Annotated in this window: 22 protein-coding genes; 12 read left to right on the forward strand and 10 right to left on the reverse strand. The window is 69.3% G+C overall.

The genetic code is table 11. The annotated features are described in order from the left end of the window. Positions 1-10 precede the first annotated feature (10 nt). Genes holA through JAN5088_RS06480 form a run of 4 tightly spaced genes read right to left on the reverse strand, consistent with a single transcriptional unit; the run spans position 11 to position 4,580 of the window. Entirely contained in the window at positions 11-991 is a 981-nt protein-coding gene (gene holA / locus JAN5088_RS06465) for a DNA polymerase III subunit delta (protein WP_055681998.1), read from the reverse strand. After that, positions 988-1,473 carry an LPS assembly lipoprotein LptE gene (gene lptE / locus JAN5088_RS06470; RefSeq protein WP_055681999.1) on the reverse strand — a complete coding sequence of 162 codons (486 nt, stop codon included), beginning with the start codon at positions 1,471-1,473 and terminating at the stop codon, positions 988-990. Before lptE ends, holA begins: the two co-directional genes overlap by 4 nt. Continuing rightward, entirely contained in the window at positions 1,460-4,018 is a 2,559-nt protein-coding gene (gene leuS, locus JAN5088_RS06475; RefSeq protein ID WP_055682000.1) for a leucine--tRNA ligase, read from the reverse strand. Before leuS ends, lptE begins: the two co-directional genes overlap by 14 nt. A gap of 58 nt (positions 4,019-4,076) precedes the next feature. Continuing rightward, positions 4,077-4,580, reverse strand: a complete 504-nt coding sequence (locus JAN5088_RS06480; protein ID WP_055682001.1) for a DUF3576 domain-containing protein — start codon at positions 4,578-4,580, stop codon at positions 4,077-4,079. Positions 4,581-4,864: 284 nt separating this feature from the next. On the opposite strand from JAN5088_RS06480, the gene JAN5088_RS06485 reads away from it, so the two are divergent. After that, complete coding sequence (locus JAN5088_RS06485; RefSeq protein ID WP_055682002.1) at positions 4,865-5,959, forward strand: porin; 1,095 nt, start codon at positions 4,865-4,867, stop codon at positions 5,957-5,959. A 97-nt stretch (positions 5,960-6,056) separates the two neighbouring features. Beyond that, the gene (locus JAN5088_RS06490) at positions 6,057-6,707 is read left to right on the forward strand and encodes a YggS family pyridoxal phosphate-dependent enzyme (protein ID WP_055682003.1); all 651 of its coding nucleotides are present in this window, start codon (positions 6,057-6,059) and stop codon (positions 6,705-6,707) included. Here the strand turns inward: JAN5088_RS06490 and JAN5088_RS06495 are convergent. Together JAN5088_RS06495 and ribA are read right to left on the reverse strand one after the other, a co-directional pair. Next, positions 6,704-7,210 carry a L,D-transpeptidase family protein gene (locus JAN5088_RS06495; RefSeq protein WP_177220038.1) on the reverse strand — a complete coding sequence of 169 codons (507 nt, stop codon included), beginning with the start codon at positions 7,208-7,210 and terminating at the stop codon, positions 6,704-6,706. The two genes, JAN5088_RS06490 and JAN5088_RS06495, sit on opposite strands and share 4 nt — an antisense overlap. After that, positions 7,207-8,253 carry a GTP cyclohydrolase II gene (ribA, locus tag JAN5088_RS06500; protein ID WP_055682004.1) on the reverse strand — a complete coding sequence of 349 codons (1,047 nt, stop codon included), beginning with the start codon at positions 8,251-8,253 and terminating at the stop codon, positions 7,207-7,209. The genes JAN5088_RS06495 and ribA overlap by 4 nt, the downstream gene beginning before the upstream one ends. A gap of 169 nt (positions 8,254-8,422) precedes the next feature. On the opposite strand from ribA, the gene JAN5088_RS06505 reads away from it, so the two are divergent. The 5 genes from JAN5088_RS06505 (at position 8,423) to JAN5088_RS06525 (ending at position 11,987) form a co-directional block, all read left to right on the forward strand. Next, entirely contained in the window at positions 8,423-9,109 is a 687-nt protein-coding gene (locus tag JAN5088_RS06505; protein ID WP_055682005.1) for a response regulator transcription factor, read from the forward strand. A 254-nt stretch (positions 9,110-9,363) separates the two neighbouring features. After that, positions 9,364-10,152, forward strand: coding sequence for an exodeoxyribonuclease III (locus tag JAN5088_RS06510; protein ID WP_055682006.1), 789 nt, complete (start codon positions 9,364-9,366; stop codon positions 10,150-10,152). Positions 10,153-10,212: 60 nt separating this feature from the next. After that, positions 10,213-11,127, forward strand: coding sequence for a tetratricopeptide repeat protein (locus JAN5088_RS06515; RefSeq protein ID WP_055682007.1), 915 nt, complete (start codon positions 10,213-10,215; stop codon positions 11,125-11,127). A 27-nt stretch (positions 11,128-11,154) separates the two neighbouring features. Beyond that, positions 11,155-11,799 (forward strand): LON peptidase substrate-binding domain-containing protein, encoded by a 645-nt coding sequence (locus JAN5088_RS06520; RefSeq protein WP_055682243.1) that lies wholly within the window; start codon positions 11,155-11,157, stop codon positions 11,797-11,799. After that, a complete protein-coding gene (locus tag JAN5088_RS06525; protein WP_055682008.1) occupies positions 11,796-11,987 on the forward strand; it encodes a Trm112 family protein in 192 nt (63 codons plus the stop codon). The genes JAN5088_RS06520 and JAN5088_RS06525 overlap by 4 nt, the downstream gene beginning before the upstream one ends. Positions 11,988-11,996: 9 nt before the next feature. Here the strand turns inward: JAN5088_RS06525 and JAN5088_RS06530 are convergent, their stop codons facing one another. Further along, complete coding sequence (locus JAN5088_RS06530; protein ID WP_370736406.1) at positions 11,997-13,238, reverse strand: FAD-dependent monooxygenase; 1,242 nt, start codon at positions 13,236-13,238, stop codon at positions 11,997-11,999. 49 nt (positions 13,239-13,287) lie between these two features. Here JAN5088_RS06530 and JAN5088_RS06535 point away from each other — a divergent pair, with 49 nt between their 5' ends. From JAN5088_RS06535 to JAN5088_RS06550, 4 genes are all read left to right on the forward strand, one after another. After that, positions 13,288-14,613, forward strand: coding sequence for an amidase (locus JAN5088_RS06535; protein ID WP_055682009.1), 1,326 nt, complete (start codon positions 13,288-13,290; stop codon positions 14,611-14,613). A 107-nt stretch (positions 14,614-14,720) separates the two neighbouring features. Continuing rightward, on the forward strand, positions 14,721-15,908 hold the full coding sequence (locus JAN5088_RS06540) for an aminotransferase class I/II-fold pyridoxal phosphate-dependent enzyme (RefSeq protein ID WP_055682010.1): 1,188 nt from the start codon (positions 14,721-14,723) through the stop codon (positions 15,906-15,908). Positions 15,909-15,919: 11 nt separating this feature from the next. Beyond that, a complete protein-coding gene (locus tag JAN5088_RS06545; RefSeq protein WP_055682011.1) occupies positions 15,920-18,598 on the forward strand; it encodes a DNA translocase FtsK in 2,679 nt (892 codons plus the stop codon). A gap of 154 nt (positions 18,599-18,752) precedes the next feature. Next, entirely contained in the window at positions 18,753-19,352 is a 600-nt protein-coding gene (locus JAN5088_RS06550) for a LolA family protein (RefSeq protein ID WP_055682012.1), read from the forward strand. A 6-nt stretch (positions 19,353-19,358) separates the two neighbouring features. Here the strand turns inward: JAN5088_RS06550 and JAN5088_RS06555 are convergent, their stop codons facing one another. The 3 genes from JAN5088_RS06555 to JAN5088_RS06565 all read right to left on the reverse strand — a co-directional run bounded on the left by JAN5088_RS06555 (position 19,359) and on the right by JAN5088_RS06565 (position 22,834). Next, positions 19,359-21,380, reverse strand: coding sequence for an NADPH-dependent 2,4-dienoyl-CoA reductase (locus tag JAN5088_RS06555; RefSeq protein WP_055682013.1), 2,022 nt, complete (start codon positions 21,378-21,380; stop codon positions 19,359-19,361). Positions 21,381-21,471: 91 nt separating this feature from the next. Further along, a complete protein-coding gene (locus JAN5088_RS06560; RefSeq protein WP_055682014.1) occupies positions 21,472-22,074 on the reverse strand; it encodes an enoyl-CoA hydratase/isomerase family protein in 603 nt (200 codons plus the stop codon). 10 nt (positions 22,075-22,084) lie between these two features. Then, a complete protein-coding gene (locus tag JAN5088_RS06565; protein ID WP_055682245.1) occupies positions 22,085-22,834 on the reverse strand; it encodes an SDR family oxidoreductase in 750 nt (249 codons plus the stop codon). A gap of 72 nt (positions 22,835-22,906) precedes the next feature. Between JAN5088_RS06565 and JAN5088_RS06570 the strand changes: the two genes are divergently transcribed. Beyond that, positions 22,907-24,391 carry a hypothetical protein gene (locus JAN5088_RS06570; protein ID WP_055682015.1) on the forward strand — a complete coding sequence of 495 codons (1,485 nt, stop codon included), beginning with the start codon at positions 22,907-22,909 and terminating at the stop codon, positions 24,389-24,391. Positions 24,392-24,437: the final 46 nt, after the last annotated feature.

Raw genomic sequence — 24,437 nt, forward strand, 5'->3', positions numbered from 1 at the left:
TTCGGTGGCGTCAGGTGCGGGCCATCATGGCGAGGCGGATCAGCGCCCGCTCCATCACCGCCATTTGCGGCGCGCGCGACGCGGAACGCAAGGTCAGGTCGGTGTCCATCAGCAGCGCGAGCGCCTGTTCCAGGCGCGGGGTGCCCCAGGCGCGGGCCTGCCGGGCCATCGCCTCGCGGTTCGGGCCCCAGGGCTGCGCGGTGCCGGTGGCGGCGGCGTGAAGCTGCTGGAAATGGCGTGTGGCGAAGATGACGAGCGTGACGGGCGCGACCCCCTGCCCCTCCAGCCGCTGCATCAGGGGGCCGATCCGCGCGGCCTGACCTTCGGCGGCGGCGAGGATGACGTCGTCCATCCCGGCATCCATGGTGGCGGGCGCCATCAGGGCGACGGCCTCGGGCGTGACCTCCTCGCCGCCGGAATAGAGCGCGATCTTGGTCAGCGTCTGGCGGAAGTCGCCTGGGTCGAGGCTTCGGGCCAGCGCTTCGATGTCGCGGCGGGCGGCATCGGTCAGGCGCAGGTCTTCGGCCGCGATGGCGGCGTCGATCTCCTCAGGCGTGGGGGGGTCGTCGTAGAGACCCACGGCGACGGCCTTGCCATGCGCCTCGAACGCCTTGCGGAGCTTCGACGTCTTCTTGAGCGCACCGGCCGTCACCACGAGCGCGGCGTCGCCGGGCGCCCAGCCGTCGAGCGCGGTGAGGATCGGGGCGGCTTGCGCCTCGGTCACGCCGTCGACGAAGACGACACGGAGGCCGGGAAAGAACCCCACGGCCTTGAGCGCATCGAGGACGGCGGTGGGGTCGGCCTTCGCCTCGGCCCCGGACAGGCGGGTGAGGCGCATCTCCTCCTCGGCCTGCGGACCGGCCAGGTTGGCGATCAGCTCCTGCCGGCGAAGGGCCACGCGCATGGCGTCGCCGCCGTAGATCAGCGCGCCCGCCGAGGCCGGATCGGGCCTGGCGAAGTACTTGAGCGCCGCCGCCCCCCGCAGGTTCATCGGGCCAGCGTCGGCGCCTCGGCCAGAAGCCGGGTCACGACCTTGTCGGCCAGCAGCACCGCCAGCCGCCGCCGCGCGTCGCGTTCGGATTCGAGCGTCGACACGGTCGAGCCGGAGGCGGAGTAGGCCGTGAACCCCGTCTCGCGCCCCGAGAGGACCGTGGAGGTCGCGCCCCGGGGGGTCAGCGTCCAGTCGATGATGCCTTCGATGGTATAGCGCGTGATGTTGTTCGATCCGTCGATCGCCCGCCCGACCTCGTCGAGGGCGATGACGTAGCCCAGGCTGTACCTCGGTTCGTTCGCCCGCCCCAGCCGCTCCTCGAACTGGCGGACGAAGGCGAAGGTCAGCTCGGTCTCGGGGCCGGCGGGGCGGATGGCGCCGCGCAGTGCCTGACCTTCGCCCGTGGGGCCGTAGACGGGGGTAAAGCCGCAGGCCGACAGCGTGGCCCCCACCGACAGGATCAGCCCCCTACGCGACCACATTGACGATCCGTCCGGGCACGACGATCAGCTTGCGCGGGGCACCGCCGTTCAGCGCACGCAGGACGGCGGCGTCCTGGAGCACCAGCGCCTCGACGCCCGCGGCATCCATGTCCCGCGGCACCGAGATCTCGGACTTGCGCTTGCCGTTGATCTGGATCGGCAGGGTGACGCTGTCCTCGACCAGCAGCGCCGGGTCCGCCTCGGGCCAGGGAGCGCGGACGACGAAGCCCTCGCCGCCCATCATCTGCCAGACCTCCTCGGCAAGATGGGGCGTCATCGGCGCCATCAGCTGCGCCAGAACGCGCATGGCCGCGCGACGCGCATCGCCGCCGGCGTCCGACCGGCCCAGCGTGGCCGCGAATTCATAGAGCTTGGCCACCGACTTGTTGAAGGCGAAGCCCTCGATCCCCTCCGTCACTTCCAGGGTGGCGCGGGCAGTGGCACGGGCCAGGTCCGCGTCGGCGGCATTGGCGGGCCGGTCGGCGCGGGCGATGTCGCCGGCCAGGCGGTGCACGCGGCGCAGGTGCTTGTGCGCCGCATCCGCACCGGCGGCCGTCCATTCCACGTCCCGCTCCGGCGGACTGTCGGACAGGACGAACCAGCGCGCGGTATCGGCGCCGTAGGCCGCGATGATGTCCTGCGGGTCGACCACGTTCTTCTTCGACTTGGACATCTTGGCCGAAGGGATGACCTCGACCTCGGTGCCGTCCCTCAGGACGCGCAGCCCGTCGGGCTTGGCGACCGTATCCTCGGGCAGGTGATAGACCGCCCGGCCCCGGCCGTCGCGCGTCATGTAGATCGCATGGGTGACCATGCCCTGCGTGAAGAGGGCGTTGAACGGCTCCCGCGCCTTGTCGGGCAGGTGCCCCGTCACCTTCATGGCGCGCGCGAAGAAGCGCGAGTAGAGCAGGTGCAGGATCGCGTGCTCCACCCCGCCGATGTACTGGTCGACGTTCATCCAGTAGTCGGCGTCCGCCATCACCGTGGGCGTGTCGGCATGGGGCGCGGTGAAGCGGGCGTAGTACCACGACGAGTCCACGAAGGTGTCCATCGTGTCCGTTTCGCGGCGGGCGGCCGCGCCGCAGGACGGGCAGGCGGTGTCGCGCCAGGTCGGATGGCGATCGAGCGGGTTGCCGGGCACGTCGAACGTCACGTCGTCGGGCAGGCGGACGGGCAGGTTCTCCTTGCGCTCGGGCACGACGCCGCAATCGGGGCAGTGGACGACGGGGATCGGACAGCCCCAGTAGCGTTGGCGCGACAGGCCCCAGTCGCGCAGACGGTACTGGGTGCGGCCCGTGCCGATGCCCTGCGCCTCGGCCCAGTCGATGGTCGCCTCGATGGCCTCCTGCCCCGTCGCCACGTCCAGACCTGCGGGCTGGTCGATCCAGCGGACGGGCTCGGACTTGGGCGGGACGAAGGCGGTTTCGGCGACGCGGCTGTCGTCGTCCGTCGCCACGAATGTATCGATCACCGGCAGGCCGTATTTGCGCGCGAAATCCAGATCGCGCTGGTCGTGCGCCGGGCAGCCGAAGATCGCGCCGGTGCCGTAGTCCATGAGCACGAAGTTCGCGACCCAGACGGGCAGCGCGCCGCCCAGCGGGTTCTGAACCGTCAGCCCGGTGTCGTAGCCGCGCTTCTCGGCCTTCTCCAGCGCCTCCTCCGTCGTGCCGCCGCGGCGGACGTCGACGGCGAATTGCGCGAGATCGGGATCGGCTTCGGCCAGAGCGCGTGCCAGCGGGTGTTCGGGCGCGATGGCCACGAAGGACGCGCCGCGCAGCGTGTCGGGGCGGGTGGTATAGACCTCGATCCCGTCGTGGCCGTGGGCGGGCCGCGACAGGGGGAACGTCATCTGCAGGCCCCGCGACCGGCCGATCCAGTTCTCCTGCATCAGGCGGACCTTTTCCGGCCAGTCCTTCAGGTCGCCCAGCCCGTCCAGCAGATCCTCGGCCATGTCCGAGATGCGGAAGAACCACTGCGTCAGCTCGCGCCGTTCGACCTCGGCGCCCGAGCGCCAGCCGCGGCCGTTCTCGACCTGCTCGTTGGCGAGCACGGTCATGTCGACCGGATCCCAGTTCACCGTGGCCTGCTTGCGATAGACCAGCCCCGCCTCCAGCATGTCGAGGAACAGCGCCTGCTGTTGGCCGTAGTACTCGGGATCGCAGGTGGCGAATTCGCGCGACCAGTCGATGCTGAGGCCCAGCGGCTTCATCTGCCCGCGCATCACGTCGATGTTCTGATAGGTCCAGTCCTTCGGGTGCCCCCCGCTGGCCATGGCGGCGTTTTCGGCGGGCATGCCGAAGGCGTCCCACCCCATGGGGTGCAACACGTTGAACCCCCGCGCCATCTTGTAGCGCGCGATGACGTCGCCCATGGCATAGTTGCGGACATGCCCGATGTGGATGCGCCCGGAGGGATACGGGAACATCTCGAGCACGTAGTATTTCGGCGCGTCGCCGCGGGCCGCGCGGAACAGGCCGGCGCGGTCCCAGGCGTCCTGCCATTTGGCGTCGATGGCGGCGGTGTCGTAGGTGGTGTCGGCGGTCATTGCGAATGTCATGTCCCAGGGCCGGCGCGGGCCATGGGCCGAAGCGCCGGGAAGGTTCCTAAAGCTGGCTGTCGCGGACGCGAAGCTGGCGGGCGCGGGTCAGGATTGCATCCTCGACGGCGCGCTGCGTCTCGCGGCTGACGGCGCCGGAGCGCGAGCGGAGCGAGACGTTAAGGCTTCTCGCGTCGAGGGCCGGGTCCTGGATCAGGACGGTCGCCTGATAGGCCCGGCCGCCGCCCGGAGGGGTGCCGTAGCCGAACTGGATCACGCCCGAGAAGGGATCGGCGTTCTGCACCGGCAGGAAGTTCAGCACGTCGAGCGTGGCCGCCCAAAGATAACGGTTCACCTCGATCGTGACGTTCGGGTCGTCCTGGTTCGAGAACAGGTCGAACAGCGACGACTGCCGCGATGCGGCGCGCTGGTCGCGCGCGATGGTGCGGGGGTTTTCCTGCGCGGCGATGCGGTCCTCGCGCGATTGGCCCGCGACATCGCCGCCGCAGCCCGCCAGAAGCGCCAGCACGGCCAAGGCCGGTATTCCCCGCAGCGTCGTCCTGCCGCCCATGTCGCGCCCCCTTTGCCCTGGATGTCCCGTCGGTCTGCGCCCTGCCTAGCCCATAGGCGGGCGCGTGAACAAGGTGTCGCGGCGCAGGGGGGCCACACCCGGCGGAGGACTGGGGCACGATCGGGGCAGGCGAGGCATCACTGTGGCACGAAAGCACCATGGATCTGGCGAAAACAGGGACCCGCCCGGCCCTTTTCTTGCAGGGTCAGGGCCGATGTTGGACATGCAAAGGACGCCCAACGCGATTCCCGTGGTGGGGACGATCCGAAACACGAGGGAAAACCATGAAAAAAGTTCTCTTCGCCTCGACCGCTCTCGTCGCCTTCGCCGGCGCCGCCTCGGCCGAAATCACGCTGACCGGTAACGCCGAAATGGGCGTGCGCAACACCGACAGCTTCGAAATCGACGGTGGGACCGGCGACATCTCGATCGACAGCGGCAACACCGGGTTCCACACCGACCTGGACGTCACCTTCACGATGTCGGGCGAAACCGACGGCGGCCTGACCTTCGGTGCCACCATCGACCTCGACGAAGGCGGCGACGGATCGCCCTTCGAAAACCCGAGCGATCAGGGTGGTGAGACCATCTTCATCTCGGGCGCCTTCGGCACCCTGACCGCCGGCGACACCGACGGCGCGCTGGACTGGGCCCTGACGGAAGTGTCCTTCGACGCCGGTTCGCTGAACGATGATGAGACCATTCACGCCGGCTTCAACGGCAACAACGGTCTCGACGGTCTCTATGACGGTCAAATCCTGCGCTACGACTATTCCTTCGGCGACTTCGGCGTCGCCCTGTCGGCGGAAATCGACGACGACGACGGTGACGGCAACGACGACGTCTACGGCCTCGGTCTGCGCTACAACCTGGACCTCGGCGGCACGATCATCGGCCTGGGTCTCGGCTATCAGGCTTCGGAAGTCGCGGGCACCGACGTGGACGCGCTGGGCCTGTCCGCCAACGCCACCTTCATGGGCGACTTCACGGCCGGCCTGTCCTACGTCAAGTATGGCGACCACATCCCGAACGCCATCGCGGACGGTGCGTTCACGGGCGCTCTGAATGACAGCAACGACGCTGTCGCGGTCGCCGGGTTCGCATCGCAGGGCGGCCGCGTCCTGATCGACGGCGACACCGATCACATCGGCGTCGGCATCGGCTACGCCGCGGGTGCCATCGCGGCCAACCTGAACTACGGCAAGTACGACATCGACGGCGTGGGCGACATCGACGGCATCGGCCTGTCGCTCGGCTACGACCTCGGCGGCGGCGCCATCGTCCAGTTCGGCTATGGCCGCTCGGACTACGGCGACGTCATCGACGACGGCGACGACACCATCGACACCGTGTCCTTCGGCGTTCGCATGAACTTCTGATCCCACCCGGATCGGACGACGGAGAGAGCGGGCCTTGCGCCCGCTCTTTTCTTTTGGCCAAGTCGCGGTCCCGACCCCAGACGAAGGCCGCGCCCCCATGTCCCTGCCCGACATCACCGCCCGCATCACGCGCGCCTGCGACCGCGCCGGCCGCAGCCCCGCCGAGATCACCCTGATCGCCGTGTCCAAGGTGCAGCCGCACGAGCGGGTCGAAGCGGTGCTGGCCGCTGGCCACCGCATCTTCGGCGAGAATCGCGTGCAGGAGGCGCAGGGCAAGTGGCCCGCCTGGAAGGAGGCCTACCGGGGGGTGGAGCTTCACCTGCTGGGGCCGCTGCAGTCCAACAAGGTGCGTCCGGCGGTCGACCTGTTCGACGCGATCCACTCCCTCGACCGGGCGAAACTGGCGCGCCGCATCGCGGACGTGGCGCAGGAGGCCGGCCGTTGCCCCGATCTGTTCGTGCAGGTCAACACCGGCGACGAGACGCAGAAGGCGGGGGTCGCCCCGGACGAGGCCGACGCCTTCATCCGCGAGGTGCGCGCCATGGACCTGCCGGTGAAGGGCGTGATGTGCATCCCACCGGTCGATGAGGCCCCGTCGCTGCACTTCGCCCTGCTGGCCAAGATCGCGGCGCGCAACGGTCTGGCCGGCCTCTCCATGGGCATGTCCGCCGATTTCGGGGAGGCCATCGCCTTGGGCGCCACGCATATCCGCGTGGGGTCGGCCATCTTCGGTCCGCGCGCCAGCTAGCCGCGCACCACGAGCCGCGTGCGCGGCCCGATCCGCCCGGCGATCCAGCGCAGATGCTGCGGGTCGAAGGCCACGCAGCCCTCGGTCGGCCAGCCGGGCCTGCGCCAGCGATGCAAAAAGATCGCCGAGCCGCGCCCTGCGCGCGCGATAGGCCAGTTCCAGTCCGTCACGATGATCAGATCATAGAGCGGATCGCCCCGCGCCAGACGTTCGGCCGAACCCGCGAAGGGCGCGCGGACCCGGTGGTTGTAGGCTGGATGGTCCGGCGCGTCGCACCAGAGGTCGCGCGGCCCGATGGCGGCGGCCCAGGCCGCAGGACGGGCGATGCGGTCGGCGCGGTAGAACATGCCGACGATCCGGTGGCATCCGGCGGGCGTCGCGCCGTCGCCCTCGCGCTTGTCCGCGCGGACGCCGCCGCGGCCGATGGTGCAGGGAAAGCGTCGCCCGCGGAACCGGATGCCGGAAGGCGTCAGGACCAGGTCGTCCGGCCCCGCAGGCGTCATTCCAGATGGCCCGACTTCGCGCGCTTCACGTCCAGATAGGCCGCGTTCTCGGGTGTCAGGCCCGCGTGCAGCGGCACGCGTTCGGCCACCTCGACACCCTGCGCCGCCATCATCGACAGCTTGCGCGGGTTGTTCGTCATCAGGCGCACCGATCCGATGCCAAGCTGCCGCAGAAGCCCGGCGCCAAGCCGGAAATCGCGCTCGTCATCCTCGAACCCCAGGCGGTGGTTCGCCTCCACGGTGTCGAACCCCTGATCCTGAAGGTCGTAGGCGCGCATCTTGTTGGCGAGCCCGATGCCCCGCCCTTCCTGGTTGAGATAGAGCAACACCCCGCCGCCCGCCGCCGCCATCGCGGCCATCGCAGCATGAAGCTGCGGACCGCAGTCGCATTTAAGCGACCCCAGCACGTCGCCTGTGAAGCAGGCCGAGTGGAGCCGCGTCAGCACGGGGCGTGCACGGTCCACCATCCCGATTTCGATGGCGTAATGCTCGCCCCCGCCATCCTCCTCGCGGAAGACGTGGACGCGGCTTGCGGGATGGGCCGAGAGCGGGACGCGCGCGGCCGCGACCTCGGCCGGAAGCATCGGTCGAGTCGTGACCCCGCCCGCGGGCAGGCGGGTCAGCCCCGCCGGGGCCGGCGCCTCGACCCCAACGACAGCGGGCAGCAGTTGCGCCGCCTTGGCCAGGGCCAGCCCCGTCCGCCATGCTGTGACATCGCCGTTGCGCAGGGTTCGGAGCGGCCCCTTCAGCGGCGCGCGCAAATCGTCGGCGGGGTCGGCCACGGCGCGCAGCCAATCCGACCCCGCGTCGTCGGGCACCGCGATCCGGGCGAGGTCGCCGTCGTAGGCGCGCGCCTTCAACGTCTCCGCCCGTCGGCCGCTGACTGCCAGCACCAGCGGCCCGGCGGCGCGCATCTCGGCCAGCCGTTCCGCCGCCAGCGTCTCGACCGAGGCCAGGATCAGGCCGCCCACCGCGACCGGCAGGCCGACGCGCAGGTCGGCCCGCGCGCGGGCGGCCAGTTCGGCGGGCGTGGGCGACAGCATGGCCCGGATCTCCTGTAACAATCGGAACCGCGGCGCGGCCCCGGTGCTTCACATATGAAACAAATCGCCGCTTGGCGACACGTCGGCGTGAGTCGGGTGCCAAATCGCTTTGAAACGACGCAGGCCGCGCGGACACTCGGGCAAATGGCTTCAACTTCCGGGGGACACCATGGCCACCACAAAGAAGATCCTGCTCGTCGACGACGACGACGACCTGCGCGATGCCCTGTCCGAGCAACTGGTGATGACCGAGGAGTTCGACGTCTTCGAGGCCGATTCCGGCGCCTCGGGCATGAGCCGCGCAAAGGAGCAGCTCTACGACCTCATCGTCCTCGATGTCGGCCTGCCCGACACCGACGGGCGCGAACTTTGCCGCCTGATGCGGAAGCAGGGGGTGAAATGCCCCATCGTGATGCTGACGGGCCACGATTCCGACAGCGACACGATCCTGGGGCTGGACGCTGGGGCGAACGATTACATCGCCAAGCCGTTCAAGTTTCCCGTGCTGCTCGCGCGTATCCGCTCGCAGCTTCGCACGCACGAGCAGTCGGAGGACGCGGTGTTCCAGCTCGGGCCCTATACCTTCAAGCCGTCGATGAAGGTGCTGCTGACCGAGGACGACAGGAAGATCCGCCTGACCGAGAAGGAGACGAACATCCTCAAGTTCCTCTACCGCTCGAACGACGGCACGGTGCCGCGCGATGTCCTGCTGCACGAGGTCTGGGGCTACAACGCGGGCGTGACCACCCACACGCTCGAGACGCATATCTACCGCCTGCGCCAGAAGATCGAGCCTGACCCGTCCAACGCGCGTCTTCTGGTGACGGAATCGGGGGGGTACCGCCTGATGGCGTGACGTTCCGGGCACATCCGTCGATGAAAACGTGTCGCGCCGTCCGTTAACCTTACGTTAACCTTCGTCGCGCATTATCGTTAGCATACCGGCGCATCTGCGGGACGACACAGATGCAACCTCCCTGTTGGACTTGCCCGGGCCTCCGTGCCCGGGTGTCTTTTGTCCGGCGAAAGCCGCACCGGGTGGGTGCATTGACTCGGGCGCGAAATGCCATAGCCCTCGACCGGCCGAGACAAGCCCCGAGGATCGACGCCATGCCCTTCACCCTCGCCACCTGGAACATCAATTCAGTCCGCCTGCGCGAGGATCTCGTGGCCCGCTTCCTGCGCGAGGAAGGGCCCGACGTTTTGTGCCTTCAGGAGTGCAAGTCGCCGGTCGACAAGATCCCGCGCGACCAGTTCGCGGACCTGGGCTATCCGCACATGGTCGCGCGGGGGCAGAAGGGTTACAACGGTGTGGCGATCCTGTCGAAACTGCCACTGGAGGAGGCGGGCGCCGAGGATCATGCCGACCTCGGCCACGCCCGCCATATCGCCGCGCGGCTGGAAAACGGCGTCGTCGTCCACAACTTCTATGTGCCCGCCGGCGGCGACATTCCCGACCGCGAGGCGAACGTGAAGTTCGGGCAGAAGCTCGACTACCTGACCGCGATGCGCGACGCCTTCCACGCCGACCGGCCGGCCCGGTCGATCCTGGTGGGCGACCTGAACATCGCCCCGCGCGAGGACGACGTCTGGGATCATCGCAAGCTCCTGAAAATCGTCAGCCATACCCCGGTCGAGGTGGAGCATCTGGCGCAGATGCAGGACGCAGGCGCCTGGGTCGACATCACGCGGCAGGACATTCCCACGGGCAATCTCTACAGCTGGTGGTCCTATCGCTCGCCCGACTGGGACGCGGCGGACAAGGGGCGCAGGCTCGACCACGTCTGGGCCACCGGGGACATCGCGGGTGCCGCCCATTCCAGCCGCGTGCTGCGGCACGTGCGTGGCTGGGAGAAGCCGTCGGACCATGCGCCGGTGCTGGCGACCTTCGACCTGTAGCACCCTTGGAAAACGCCGCCGCGGCGCGCATATGACACGCCAGCAGACGAAAGGTGCCCCATGCTCGAACTCGGCCAGTCCCAGCCCGCCCCCGCCTCCGACCTTATCCGCGACGTCACCGAGGCCGATTTCATGGCCCAGGTGGTCGAGGCGTCGATGACGGTTCCGATGATCGTCGATTTCTGGGCCCCCTGGTGCGGCCCCTGCAAGACGCTCGGCCCGCAGTTGGAAGCAGCCGTGACCGACGCGGGCGGCAAGGTGCGGATGGCCAAGGTCAACGTCGATCAGGCCCAGCAGATCGCCGCGCAGCTTCGCATCCAGTCGATCCCCACCGTCTACGCCTTCTGGCAGGGCCAGCCGGTCGACGGATTCCAGGGCGCCGTCAGCCAGCCGGAGATCCGGGATTTCGTCACCCGCGTCGCCGCCATGGGCGGTGCGGAGGACGACGGCGGCCTGGCCGAGGCCGTCGCCGCCGCCGAGGAGATGCTGGCCAACGGCGAGGCGGTGGATGCCGCGCAGACCTTCGCCGCCGTCTTGGGCGAGGAGCCGGAGAATGCCGCCGCCTATGCCGGACTGGTCCGCGCGCATGTCGCGCTGGATGAAGTCGATCAGGCCGATGCGCTGATCGCCGCCGCGCCCGAGGCCGTCGCCGCCGCCCCTGAGATGGAGGCCGCGAAGGCGCAGGTCGCGCTGGCGCGTCAGGCCGCGAACGCCGGACCGGTGGCGGACCTTCTGCAGATGGTGGAAGCGGATCCGGCGAACCATCAGGCCCGCTTCGACCTGGCCGCGGCGCTTCAGGCGACCGGCGATACCGAAGGCGCGGTCGAGCAACTGCTGGAGCTGTTCCGCCGCGACCGCGAGTGGAACGACGGCGCCGCGCGCGCGCAGTTGTTCACGATCTTCGATGCGTTGAAGCCACAGGATCCGATCGCGTTGAAGGGGCGTCGCAGGTTGTCGTCGATGATCTTTGCCTGATCGCCCGCGCGGCCTAGATCGATGAAGATGTACCGCATATCGGACATGCCCCGAACGATCCCGGTCTTCCCGTTGCCCGGAGCGCTGCTGCTGCCTCGGGCGCGGCTCCCGCTGCACATCTTCGAGCCACGCTACCTCCAGATGATCGACGATTGCCTGAAGACGGAACATCGCCTGATCGGCATGATCCAGCCGCGGGCGCAGAAATCCTCGTCGGGACGCGCCATGCAGGCCATCGGCTGCGCCGGACGCCTGACCCAGATCAGCGAGACCGAGGATCGCCGCTACATGATCACCCTGTCGGGCGTCTGCCGGTACCGCATTACGCGCGAGGTGTCGGGCTTCCAGCCGTACCTTCAGGCCGACGTGTCCTGGGACGGGTTCGAGCGGGACCTGGGGCGCACCGAGAAGGACGAGGCGTTCGACCGCCCGGCCTTTCTGGATCTGCTGCACCGCTACTTCGAATCCCAGAGCCTCTCGACCGATTGGGACAGCCTGAAGGACGCGGAGGAGGAGCTTCTCATCAACTCCCTGTCCATGCTCTGCCCCTTCGACCCCGAGGAAAAGCAGGCGCTGCTCGAGGCGCCGTCGCTGGCAACCCGCCGGGAAACCGTCGTCACCCTGATGGAGTTCGCCATGCGTGGCGGCGCGGGCGAGGAGATATTGCAATGACCGACAAGAGCACGGAGCCGTCGCACGACCGGCGGATGCTGGAATCGCTGGTCTGCCCGCGGACGCACGGTCCGCTCAGCTACGATGCGGAGGCGCAGGAACTGGTGTCGAAGTCGGCTCGCCTCGCCTATCCCATCCGCGGCGGCATCCCGATCATGCTGGTGGACGAGGCGCGCAAGCTCGACTGACTTTCGCGTTCAGCCCCGCATCAGGTCGGGCAGGTCGCCTGTCAGGCCCGCCGCCTCCCGGATGAAGCGCCTACGCGCGCCGGGCCAGGCCGAGATCGCACCCATTCCCACGTCCCTCGCCAGCCGCAGGGCCGGATTGTCGTTCGAGAACAGCCGGTTCACCGCATCCGTCGCGAACCCCATCATGCCGGTGTCGAAGCGGCGCCAACGCTGATACCGGGCCAGAACATCCGGCGCGCCGGGGTCTTCGCCCCGCGCGCGTGCATGGTCGAGCACATGCGCCAACGCCGCCACGTCCTTGACGCCGAGGTTCAGCCCCTGCCCCGCGATGGGGTGGATGCCATGCGCCGCATCACCCACGAGGGCGATGAGCGGCGCCGTGAAGGCATCGGCCAGCGTCAGGTTCAGCGGATAGGTATAGCGCGCGCCGGTCAGCGCGATCTGCCCCAGGAAGCTGCCGAAGCGGGGCCGCAGCACGTCGAGGTAGTCGTCGTCGGAGAGGGCGTTCAACTCGGCGGCGACCTCGGGCGTCTCGGTCCAGACGATGCTGGAGCGGTTGCCGCGGAGCGGAAGGATGGCGAGCGGGCCGGGGGGCATGAAGAACTGATGCGCGATGCCATGATGCGGCAGATCGTGCGAGAGCGCGCAGACCAGCGCCGTCTGGCCATAGTCGCGCCCCACCCGCCGGATGCCGGCGCGCTGCGCCACGCCGCTGTCGCGTCCGTCGCAGCCCAAGAGCACCCTGCCGGTCAGGTCGGACCCGGCGGCGACGCGAACGGAGGCCCCTTCGACCGACTGGTCGGTCACGGCCACGCCGAAACGCATGTCGATGCGGTCCGAGGCGTCGCAGGCGGCCAGCAGCGCGGGCCGCAGGTGCCGGTCCTCGATCATCTGGCCCATGAAGGGCTCACCGATCTCGGCCGCATCGAAAGCCAGATGCAGGGGTGAGGCCCCTTCGCCCGCACGGCCGTCGCTGGCGCGGATTCCGGTGATCGGCTGCGCCACATCGGCCAGCGCACCCCAGAGACCCAGCCCCTGGAGGACGCGGACGGAGCCGAGCGCCATGGCGTAAGCGCGGCCATCGAACGCCGCGTCGTCGAAAGCGGCACGCGGGCGGGCGTCCAGCACGATGCTGGTCAGCCCCGCGCGGGCGAGGGCGAGGGCGGTCAGGGGGCCCGTCAGCCCGCCGCCGACGATAAGGGCGTCTGCATCCATGGCGCCAGATATGACCGTCCGGGCGCCATTGTCCAACGCCACGGCCATCTCTAGCGTGGCCCGCGACGAAATGCCGGAGGATGCGATGCGGGACTGGGTGTGGAAAAGCGCGGGCGACCTGGGGCGCGGCATCGCGGCGGGCGACATCGATCCGGAGGCGCTGTGCGATACCTTCCTGTCGGCCATCGCGGACAATCCGCACCGCGACGCCATCTATGCCCGCACCACCGACGACCGCGCCCGGGCCGAGGCCGCGGCGGCGGCAAGGCGCGCGCGGGCCGGGAACCGTCGCGGCCCCCTCGACGGCGTGCCGATCAGCTGGAAGGACCTGTTCGACAGCGCGGGCGTCGCGACCGAGGCGGGGAGCGCGCTTCTGAAAGGCCGGGTGCCGCAGGACGATGCGGCCGTGCTGGCGGCGGCCACGATGGGCGGCGCCGTCTGTCTGGGCAAGACCCACATGAGCGAGTTGGCCTTCTCCGGCCTCGGACTGAACCCGATCACCGCGACACCGCCAAACGTCCGCGACGCGGACCGTGTGCCGGGCGGATCATCGTCCGGGGCGGCGGCTTCGGTGGCCTTCGGGCTGGCGCCCCTGGCCATCGGGTCCGACACGGGGGGGTCGGTCCGCAACCCCGCCGCCTGGAACGATCTCGTGGGCCTCAAGACCACGCTGGGCCGCCTGCCGTCGCGCGGCACCGTCCCCCTGGTCGAGACGATGGACACCATCGGCCCTTTGGCTCGCACAGTCGAGGACGCGGCGCTGGCCCTGGCCTTGATGGAGGGCGGACACGCGGCGGACCTGACGGGCGCCACGCTGCGCGGCGCGCGCCTTCTGATCCTCGCCGACTATGCCGACAGCAGCCGCGACGCCCCCCGCGCGGCCTTCGAACATGCGGTGAAACGGTTCCGCGACGGGGGCGCGCACGTCGAACGGGCGGAACTGGACCCCGTGAAACAGGCAATGGATCTGACACCGCTCCTGTTCGCGCCCGAGGGATATGCCATCTGGCGCCGCCGGATCGAGGAGGCGCCGCATCTGATGTATCCGCGCATCCTCGCCCGCTTCCGGCAGGGGCGCGACGCCTTGGCCGCCGACGTGCTGGACGCGCATCGCAAGCGTGCGGCCGCGGAGGCCGAGTATCTCGAGCGGACGGCAGGCTACGACGCGGTGATCCTGCCCACGTCGGCCATCCTGCCGCCCGACCGTGCGCGCCTCGAATCGGATGACGACTACTACGTCTCCGAGAACCTGATGGCTCTGCGGAACACCCGCGTCGGCAACGTGCTGGGGCTCTGCGGCCTGACGCTGCCCACGGGCGTGCCCATGTGCGGCGTAATGGCGCTGGCCCCGCCGATGCAGGAGGAACGGCTGCTTCGGCTGGGCGCGGCAATGGAACTCGCGCTGGCCTGAAAGCCACACATCGCGCCAGTGCGCCCTTTTCGTTGGACCCTGGGCCGATCCCTTTGCTATCGTAGCCGAAATGGGGCCGTCAGAGCACCCGGATCGAGGCTACAGGCATGAATTACCCGCAGCGGTTCTCCGAGCTGCCCGAATATGCGTTCCCGCGCCTGCGGACGCTGCTGGGGGAGTCCGAGCCCGGCGGCAATCCGCCCATCCAGATGACCATCGGCGACCCGCGCCATGCGCCCCCCGATTTCGTCGGCCCGGTGATCGCGGAACATGCCGCGGGCTTCATGCCCTATCCACCCAACGACGGCACGCCGGAACTGCTGTCGGCCTGCGCCGGCTGGCTGAAGCGGCGCTACGACCACGATGCCGACCCGGAGCGGGAGATCCTGGTGCTGAACGGCACGCGGGAAGGGCTCTACAACGCCTCCATGGCGCTCTGTCCCGAGGCGAAGAACGGTCGGCAGCCGGTCATCCTGACGCCCAATCCTTTCTATCAGGTCTATGCCGTCGCCTCCCTGTCGGTGGGGGCCGAGCCGCGGTATGTCAACGCGACCGAAGCCACGGGCTTCCTGCCCGATTTCACGGCACTCGACGCGGACCTGCTGGACCGCACGGCCATTCTCTACGTCTGCTCGCCCGCGAACCCGCAGGGGGCCTGCGCCACGATGGCCTACTGGTCGGCGCTTCTGGCGCTGGCCGAGAAGCACGATTTCACCATCTTCGCCGACGAATGCTATGCCGAGATCTACCGCGGCGAGCCCCCCGTGGGCGTGCTGGAGGCCGTGCGCGCGACGGGCGCCGACCCCGAACGCGCGGTCGCGTTCCACTCCCTGTCGAAGCGGTCGAACCTGGCCGGGTTGCGCTCCGGCTTTGCGGTCTCCGGGCCCGGCAACATCGCCCGCATGAAGCAGCTTCGCGCCTATGCAGGCGCGCCGCTTCCCCTGCCGTTGCAGATGGCCGCAGCACGGGTCTGGGCCGAGGATACCCATGTGGAGGAGAACCGCAGGCTCTATGCCGAGAAGTTCGCCGCCGCCGCCCGCATCCTGCCCGACCAGCGCATCCCCGAAGCGGGGTTCTTCCTTTGGCTGCCCGTCCCCCCGGCGGTGGGCGACGGGGAACAGGCCGCGCTGAAGCTCTGGCGCGAGGCGGGCATCAAGGTGCTACCGGGCGCCTATCTGGCGCGCACCACCGAAGCCGGGAACCCCGGCGCAGACTTCATTCGCGTGGCCCTCGTCGGCCCGCTGGACGAGACGATCGACGGCCTGACCCGGCTGCGCGATTGTCTCTACACGTAAGAGGACCCCCGATGGCGTATCAGGTGCGACAACGCGACCCCCTGCTGGACAGCAACCTCCAGATCAGCCTCGCCCGCCGGGGACGCGAGGGGCTGGGCGTGCTGATGGTGGTGCTGGGCGCGGTCGTGGCTGTGATGCTGCTCAGCTATCATCCCGACGATCCGAACTGGCTGGCCGCGACGGACGCTCCGCCGCACAACTGGCTGGGCGTCTTCGGCGCCTCGCTGGCCGCGCCGCTCTACCTGATCCTTGGCAAGGGCGCCTTGGGCATTGCGGCCGCGCTGGCGGTCTGGGGGTTGCGCTTCGCGCTGCATGCCGGATCGGAGCGGGCCCTGCCGCGCGTGCTGTTCGTGCCGGGATGGGTTCTGATCCTGTCGCTCTACTGCGCCTCGATGGTGCCGGGGCCGGAGTGGACGCACGACTTCGGCCTGGGCGGCCTGTTCGGCGACACCGCCATGGGCGCGCTGCTGTCGATCCTGCCGATCCACGCGGCCGTGGGGCTCAAGCTCCTGTCGCTGCTGATCGCGGGCGGGGCTGTCGCGTCGGGCGCCTGGGTGCTGGGCTTCACGCGTGAGGATCTGGCGCGGGGGATGGTCCTGTTCCTGCACGGGCTGGGCAATGCGATGCACATCGGGCGGCTGGCCACCGGCACCGCCGCGCGCGGTGCCGCGGTCGGCACCCGGCGCAGCGCGGAGGCCTTGCGTCAGGCCCGTGCCGCGCGAGCGGCCCGCGCGGCCCCCGAGGACGGCGACCTGCCCGACGAGGAGGACGCCGCCCCCCGGCGCAGCCTGATGTCCTGGCTGCCCCAGCGTAGCATGACCGATCCGCTCGACGAGGACGACGAAGCCTATGACCGCGACGATGCCCCGGACGAGGATCGCGTTCGCGCCCGGATCGCCAGCGCCGTCCGCTCCCGCGTGCGCCGCGCGACGATCACCGCGGCGCTGACCCCTGCGCCGGCCATGCCCCGAAGTGACGCCGCACGTGTCGAACCTGTCCTGACAGGCGCCACCGCGCGACCGGAGCCCGCCGAAGCCGAGGACGAGATGCTCATCGAACCGGCGGCCCCCGCGCCGCGGACCGTGGTGCAGCCCGCGGCGCGGCCTGCAGCCCCGTCGCGCCAGGCGCGGGCCGAGGCGCAGCCGACCCTGAACTTCACCGAAACCGCGTCGTCCTACGAAATGCCGCCTCTGTCGCTGCTCACCGATCCCTCCACCGTGGAACGCCATCACCTCTCCGACACGGCGCTGGAACAGAACGCCCGGATGCTCGAATCCGTGCTCGACGACTATGGCGTGAAGGGCGAGATCACGTCGGTCCGCCCAGGCCCCGTCGTGACCATGTACGAGTTGGAGCCCGCCGCCGGCCTGAAGGCGTCGCGGGTGATCGGCCTGGCCGATGACATCGCGCGGTCCATGTCGGCCCTGTCGGCCCGTGTGTCGACCGTGCCCGGCCGCACCGTCATCGGCATCGAACTGCCAAACGAGCGGCGCGAGAAGGTCGTCCTGCGCGAGATCCTGTCGGCCCGCGAATTCGGCGACAGCAGCCAGTCTCTGCCGCTGGCCCTGGGCAAGGACATCGGCGGCGCGCCCGTGGTGGCGAACCTGGCCAAGATGCCCCACCTGCTGATCGCGGGGACGACCGGGTCGGGCAAGTCCGTGGCGATCAACACGATGATCCTGTCGCTGCTCTACCGCCTGTCGCCGGAAGACTGCCGGATGATCATGATCGATCCGAAGATGCTGGAACTGTCGGTCTACGACGGAATCCCGCACCTCCTGTCCCCCGTCGTCACCGACCCCAAGAAGGCGGTCGTGGCGCTGAAATGGGTCGTGGGCGAGATGGAGGAACGCTATCGCAAGATGTCGCGCATGGGCGTCCGCAACATCGAAGGCTACAATGGCCGGGTGAAGGATGCGCTGTCGAAGGGCGAATTGTTCAGCCGCACCGTCCAGACCGGCTTCGACGACGACACCGGGGAACCCGTCTTCGAGACGGAGGAGACGGTACCCGTCAAGCTGCCCTACATCGTCGTCGTCGTGGACGAGATGGCCGACCTGATGATGGTCGCGGGCAAGGAGATCGAAGCCTGCATCCAGCGCCTCGCGCAGATGGCGCGGGCGAGCGGAATCCACCTCGTCATGGCGACGCAGCGGCCCTCGGTCGACGTCATCACCGGCACGATCAAGGCGAACTTCCCGACCCGCATCTCCTTCCACGTCACCTCCAAGATCGACAGCCGCACCATCCTGGGCGAGATGGGCGCCGAACAGCTTCTGGGCATGGGCGACATGCTCTACATGGCCGGGGGGTCCAAAATCACGCGCATCCACGGGCCCTTCTGTTCGGACGAGGAGGTCGAGGAGATCGTCAACCACCTCAAGTCCTTCGGGCCGCCCGACTATGCCGCCTCGGTCCTCGACGGGCCGGACGACGATTCGGCCTCCGACATCGACGCGGTGCTGGGCCTTACCGGCGGCAATACCGGGGGTGAGGATGCGCTCTACGATCAGGCCGTGGCCATCGTCGCGCGGGATCGCAAGTGCTCCACCTCCTACATCCAGCGCAAGCTGGGCATCGGCTACAACAAGGCCGCGCGCCTGGTGGAGCAGATGGAGGAGAACGGCGCCGTCACCGCCGCCAACCACGTCGGCAAGCGCGACATCCTGCTGCCCGATCCGAACGGCTGAGGCGCACCGGGCGGGCGGGGGTGGTGCCCTGACGTTGTGCGGCCCCCTGCCCGCAAGGAACCGCCTGACGGGTCCGCGACATTGGATAACGCGGGGCATTTCGGCAGACGGTGCCTATATGTCCCCGAAGATCCACGATCGGAAAGACCGCCTGATGCACAGCTTCGTCCCCGCCTTCGTCCTTGCCGTAACCATCGCCGCGCCCGCCGTCGCGCAGATCCCGGTGAACGAGATCAGCCGATATCTCAACAGCTTCACCACCGCGCGCGCCGATTTCACGCAGGTGAACGGCGACGGCTCGATCTCGACGGGTGAGCTGTCGATCCGGCGGCCGGGCCGCGCGCGTTTCGACTATGCCGCGCCCAACGACGGCCTCGTGATCGCCGGCGGCGGGCAGGTCGCCGTCTTCGACCCGGTCAGCAACACCCCGCCCGAGCAGTACCCGCTGTCGCAGACGCCCCTGTCGCTCATCCTGGCCGAGAACGTGAACCTGGGCCGGTCGGGCATGTTGGTGCGCCACGGCGGCGACAACACGCAGACCTCGGTGACGCTGCAGGATCCGCAGCATCCGGAATACGGCAATATCCAGCTGGTCTTCACGCCCAACCCCACGACGCTGCGCCAGTGGGTCATCACCGACGATGCGGGGGCGCAGACCACGGTGATCCTGGGCGACATGCAGACGGGGGCGAACCTGGGCGGCGGCCTGTTCAACATCCCGCAGGAGATGCAGCGCCGCGGCATGTCGAACTGACCGGCGTCAGAGCGTCGCGGCGAGCCGCACCCCCTGGTCGATGGCGCGCTTCGCGTCCAGCTCGGCGGCGACATCCGCGCCGCCGATGACGTGGCAGGGCACGCCCGCCGCCTCCAGCGCATCGGCCAGCGACCGTTCCGACACCTGACCCGCGCAGAGCACCACGGTATCCGCCTCGATCAGCATGGGTGCGCCCTCGCCGTCGCGCACCAGCAGCCCCTCCGGCGTGATCTTTTCATAGGCGACGCCGCCCAGCATCCGGACATCCTTCATCCGAAGGCCGGCGCGGTGGATCCAGCCGGTCGTCTTCCCCAGCCGCTTGCCCGGAGCCTCGGCCTTGCGTTGCAGCAGGGTCACGGCCCGGGCCGGGCGGTCGGGTCGCGGACCCTCGGGCGACAGGCCGCCGCGATGCGCCTCCGGGTCCGACACGCCCCAGTCGCGCATCCATTCCAGCAGGTTTTCCGTCGCGGAATGTCCGTCGTGGACAAGGTAATCCGACACGTCGAAGCCGATCCCTCCCGCGCCCACGACGGCCACACGCGGCCCCACGGCCCCATCGTCCCGCAGCACATCGACGTAGCTCAGCACGTTGGCGCCGTCCTGTCCGGGGATGGCGGGGTCGCGCGGGACGACACCGGTGGCGACGACCACCTCGTCGAAGCCGGTGAGCATCTCGACGGTCGCCTCGGTATCGAGGCGCAGGTCGACGGCCACCTCCTCCAGCATCCGGGCGTACCAGTCGACGAAGCCGATGAACTCCTCCTTGCCGGGAATGACCTTCGCCATGTTGAGCTGCCCGCCGATCCGGTCGGCACGGTCGAACAGGGTGACGCGGTGGCCGCGTTCCGCCGCCGTGATCGCGGTGGAGAGGCCGGCGGGACCGGCCCCCACGACGGCGATCCTGCGGGGCGTGTCGGCAGGGGCGATGACAAGCTCCGTCTCGTGGCAGGCGCGGGGGTTGACGAGGCAGGTGCTGATCTTGCCTGCGAACGTATGATCGAGGCAGGCCTGGTTGCAGGCGATGCAGGGCGCGATGGTCTCGGCCCGCCCCGCGGCCGCCTTGGCGACGAAATGCGGGTCGGCGAGGAACGGCCGCGCCATCGACACGAGGTCGGCGCAGCCATCCGCCAGCACCCCCTCGGCCACGTCGGGCATGTTGATCCGGTTCGACGTGACCAGCGGGATGCCGACCTTGCCCATCAGCTTCTTCGTGACCCAGGCGAAGGCCGCGCGGGGAACCGAGGTGGCGATGGTGGGGATCCGCGCCTCGTGCCAGCCGATCCCGGTGTTGATGATGCTGGCCCCCGCCGCCTCCACCGCCCGGGCAAGCTGCACCACCTCGGCGTGGGTGGAGCCGTCGGGGATCAGGTCGATCATCGACAGGCGGTAGATCAGGATGAAGTCGGCGCCCACCGCCTCGCGGCAGCGGCGCACCACCTCGACCGGCAGCCGCATCCGGTTCTCGTAGCTGCCACCCCAGCGATCGGAGCGCTTGTTGGTGTGGGTGACGAGGAACTGGTTCAGGAAATACCCTTCGGACCCCATGATCTCGACGCCGTCGTATCCGGCCTCGCGGGCACGCGCAGCGGCGGTGACGATGTCGGCGATCTGCCGCTCGATCCCCTCCTCGTCCAGCTCCTTCGGGACGAAAGGGGAAATGGGCGACTTGATCGGGCTCGGCGCCACGCATTCGGGGCCGTAGGCATATCGCCCGGCGTGCAGGATCTGCATGGCGATCAACCCGCTGGCATCGTGCACGCGGTCGGTGACGATGCGGTGGTTGGCGATGTCGCCGTCCGAGAACAGACCCGCCGCGCCGGGAAACACCCCGCCCTCGCGGTTGGGCGCCATGCCGCCCGTGACCATCAGGCCGACGCCGCCGCGCGCGCGCTCGGCGTAGAACTCGGCCACGCGGTTCCAGTCGCCCGTCTCCTCCAGCCCCGTATGCATGGACCCCATGATGACCCGGTTGGGCAAGGTCACATGCCCGAGGTCGAGCGGGGCCAGCAGATGCGGATAGGCGGTCATGGGGGTCTCCTCACTCGGGCGCGGCCCGCAGCGTCGGACAAGCCGCCCCCTCTCGCAAGGGCAGGCGTCCCGTGTCGTTGCGTCGCGGCGGTCAGGGCGTGGCGGGCACCATCGCCTTGATCGCCGCGACATGGGGGGCCGTGCCGGGCGCCAGGTCCCGTGCGGCGGCGACCGGATCCTCTGCGATCCGGTCGATCAGACCGAAGGCCAGCGCCTCTGCGGCGTCGAGCTTCGCACCTCCCGCCAACAGCAGCTTGGCCCGCGCGGGTCCGACCAGTGCCGCGAGGCGCAGGGGGTCCGACGGTTGCGGCAGGAACCCGAGCCGCGCGACCGGATAGAAGAACGACGCGCCCGACACGGCGATCCGGATGTCGCAGGCCAGCGCCATGCCCATCGCCCCGCCCGCCAGCGTGCCGTTGAGCGCGGCCACCGTGAGGCAGGGCAAGGCCGCGATGGCGCCCGACAGATCCTCCCAGAGCGGAGAGGTGGCGAGGCCCGCGCGCGCCTCGTCCAGATCGGCGCCGGCGCTGAAGACGCGGCTGCCTGCGCCCGTCAGGATCAGAAGGCGCAGGTCCTCCGCCCCGGATACATGGCCGATCAGGTCCGACAGCATGGCGCCCGTCAGCGAATTCGCCCGGTCGGGGCGGTCGATGGTCAGCAGAAGCGCGTCGCCGTCCCGGGCGGCCCGGATCACCGCCGCACCCTCAGGCCAGGCCGATGCGGGCGCGCAGCCCCTCGTCGCGCAGCGAAAGCTCGGTGCCGCGCAGGTCGTCCGCCTCCGGCCCGCACATCCAGACCAGCGTGCGGGCCACCCATTCGGGCGGGATGTGGTCCGACCAGTCGAGTTCCGCGACCGGGCCCACGCCGCTCTGCTTGATTTCGCGCTGCATCTGCGTGGCCACCGTGCCCGGCGACAGGCCCATGACGCGCAGGAACTCGCCGTTTTCGGCGTGCAGCGCCTCGGTCAGCATCTTCGCGCCGGCCTTGGATGCGCAATAGGCCGACCAGCCCGGCAGCGCGCGCGAGGCGGCGCCGGAGCTAATGGTGATGACGGTTCCCGACCCTTGCGACAGCATCTGCGGCAGGGCCGCGCGGATGCCGTGGTAGACGCCCTTGAGGTTCACGTCGACGGCCGTGCTCCAGGCGTCGGGGTCGGTGTCGGAGAGTTGCGCGATGGGCTCGATCACGCCGGCGTTGTTCACCACGACGTCGAGCGATCCGAAGGTTCCGACGGTCGCATCCACCGCGCGCGCCATTTCGGACCAGCGGGCGACATCGCAGGGGATGGCCAGCGCGCGGTCGCCGATGTCTCCGGCCAGGTCGGCGATGGCATCGGTGCTGCGCGCCAGAAGCGCGACGCGTGCGCCTTCGGCCGCGAAGGCCCGCGCGGCGCTTTCGCCGATCCCGCGCGAGGCGCCTGTGATCAGTACGGTCTTTCCATCAAGATGAGACATGGTCTTCCCCCCGTTGACCCCGGGGTCGGGGTCCGATTTGGTGTCGGCAACCATGTTAGAGGAACCGATCACATGCTGAAACCAGCCATTGCGGGTGCCTGCGCCCTGCTGCTGACCACTGCGCCCGCGGCCTGGGCGGAAATCGACGCACCGACGATCTGGTCCGACTGGCAGGAGGTGTCCTCCAGCTTCGGCGCGAGCCTGTCCGCCGCCTCCGAGGATTACTCGAACGGGACGCTGACCCTGACCGACGTCTCCGTCGAGACGACGATGGGCGACGTCACGAGCACCACATCCTACGGCACGATCGCGATGGTCGAACGCGACGACGGCACGGTCAGCATCGAATTGCCCGAGGTCATCGAATCCACCGGCACGACCGTCGACGAAGGGGTCGACGTCGAACAGAAGATGACGATCACCAGCGACAACCTCTCGACCATCGTGCGCGAGGAGGACGGCGTTCGCACCTACGACATATCGGCCGACGCCTATACCATGACCATGACGCAGGAAGGCGTGGAGGACGCCCCTCCGACCGAGGTGACGATGCGCCTGGCCGACCTCGTGTCCGAATACAATTCCGGATTGGGCGATGACGGCCGGGGTTTCGACCAGACGGCCACCGCCACCGAATTCGAAATGGCCATCGCGGTCGAGGCCCAGGGGGAAGACCAGGAGCCGGTGACGATCACCTATGTGATGAAGGACATCACCTCGGAAGCGGAGGGCAGCTATGGCGAGATGCCCGAAGGTCCGGTCGAGACGCTGTCTGACATCAATGCCACCTATTCCGGCGTCATCCGCCACGACGGCAGCGTGCTGACCGTCGCGGGGGCGAACCCGCAGGGCGACTTCTCGGTCGACGGCACCTCCGAGAACGGGCTGATCGAATTCTCGCTGGGCGAGGACAGCATCGCCTACACCCTCAGCTCGACGGGCGGCAACGTGGTCGCGGCCGTGCCGACCTTCCCCGTGCCGATCAATTTCTCGATGGAGGAGCTGACGACCGCTTTCACCATTCCCTTCGGCGAGATCGGCAGCGAAAAGCCCTTCGGAATGAAGCTCGCCTACCGCGACATCGAGATCGACGACGCGCTCTGGGCATTGTTCGACCCGACCGGGCAACTGCCGCGCGATCCGGCGACGCTGGTCGTCGACCTGACGGGTTCGGCCAATCTGACAGCCGACATCTTCGGCGACCCGGAGGCCGTGGCCGCGATGGAGGGGCCGCCGATGGAGGTGACGGAACTCGTGATCGACGAACTCCTGCTGAAGCTCGCGGGGGCCACGCTGACGGGATCGGGCGACCTCGACTTCCCCAACCCCTCGGCTGAGGTGCCGGAGCCTGTGGGCACGGTCGACCTGGCGCTCGATGGAGGATTCGCACTGGTCGACAAGCTCGTGGCCCTCGGGTTCATTCCGACCGAACAGGCGGCCTTCGTCAAGGGGATGGCGGGCGCCGTGGCGACGAAGACGGGCGACGACCGGCTGGAATCGACCATTGAGTTCACGCCCGGCGGCGGCATCACCGCGAACGGCACGCCCCTGCGCTAGCGGCAGAACGAAGGCGCCCCCGACGCGGGCGCGCCCGGCCCGGCCT

Source organism: Jannaschia rubra (assembly GCF_001403735.1).
Classification (GTDB): Bacteria; Pseudomonadota; Alphaproteobacteria; order Rhodobacterales; family Rhodobacteraceae; genus Jannaschia; species Jannaschia rubra.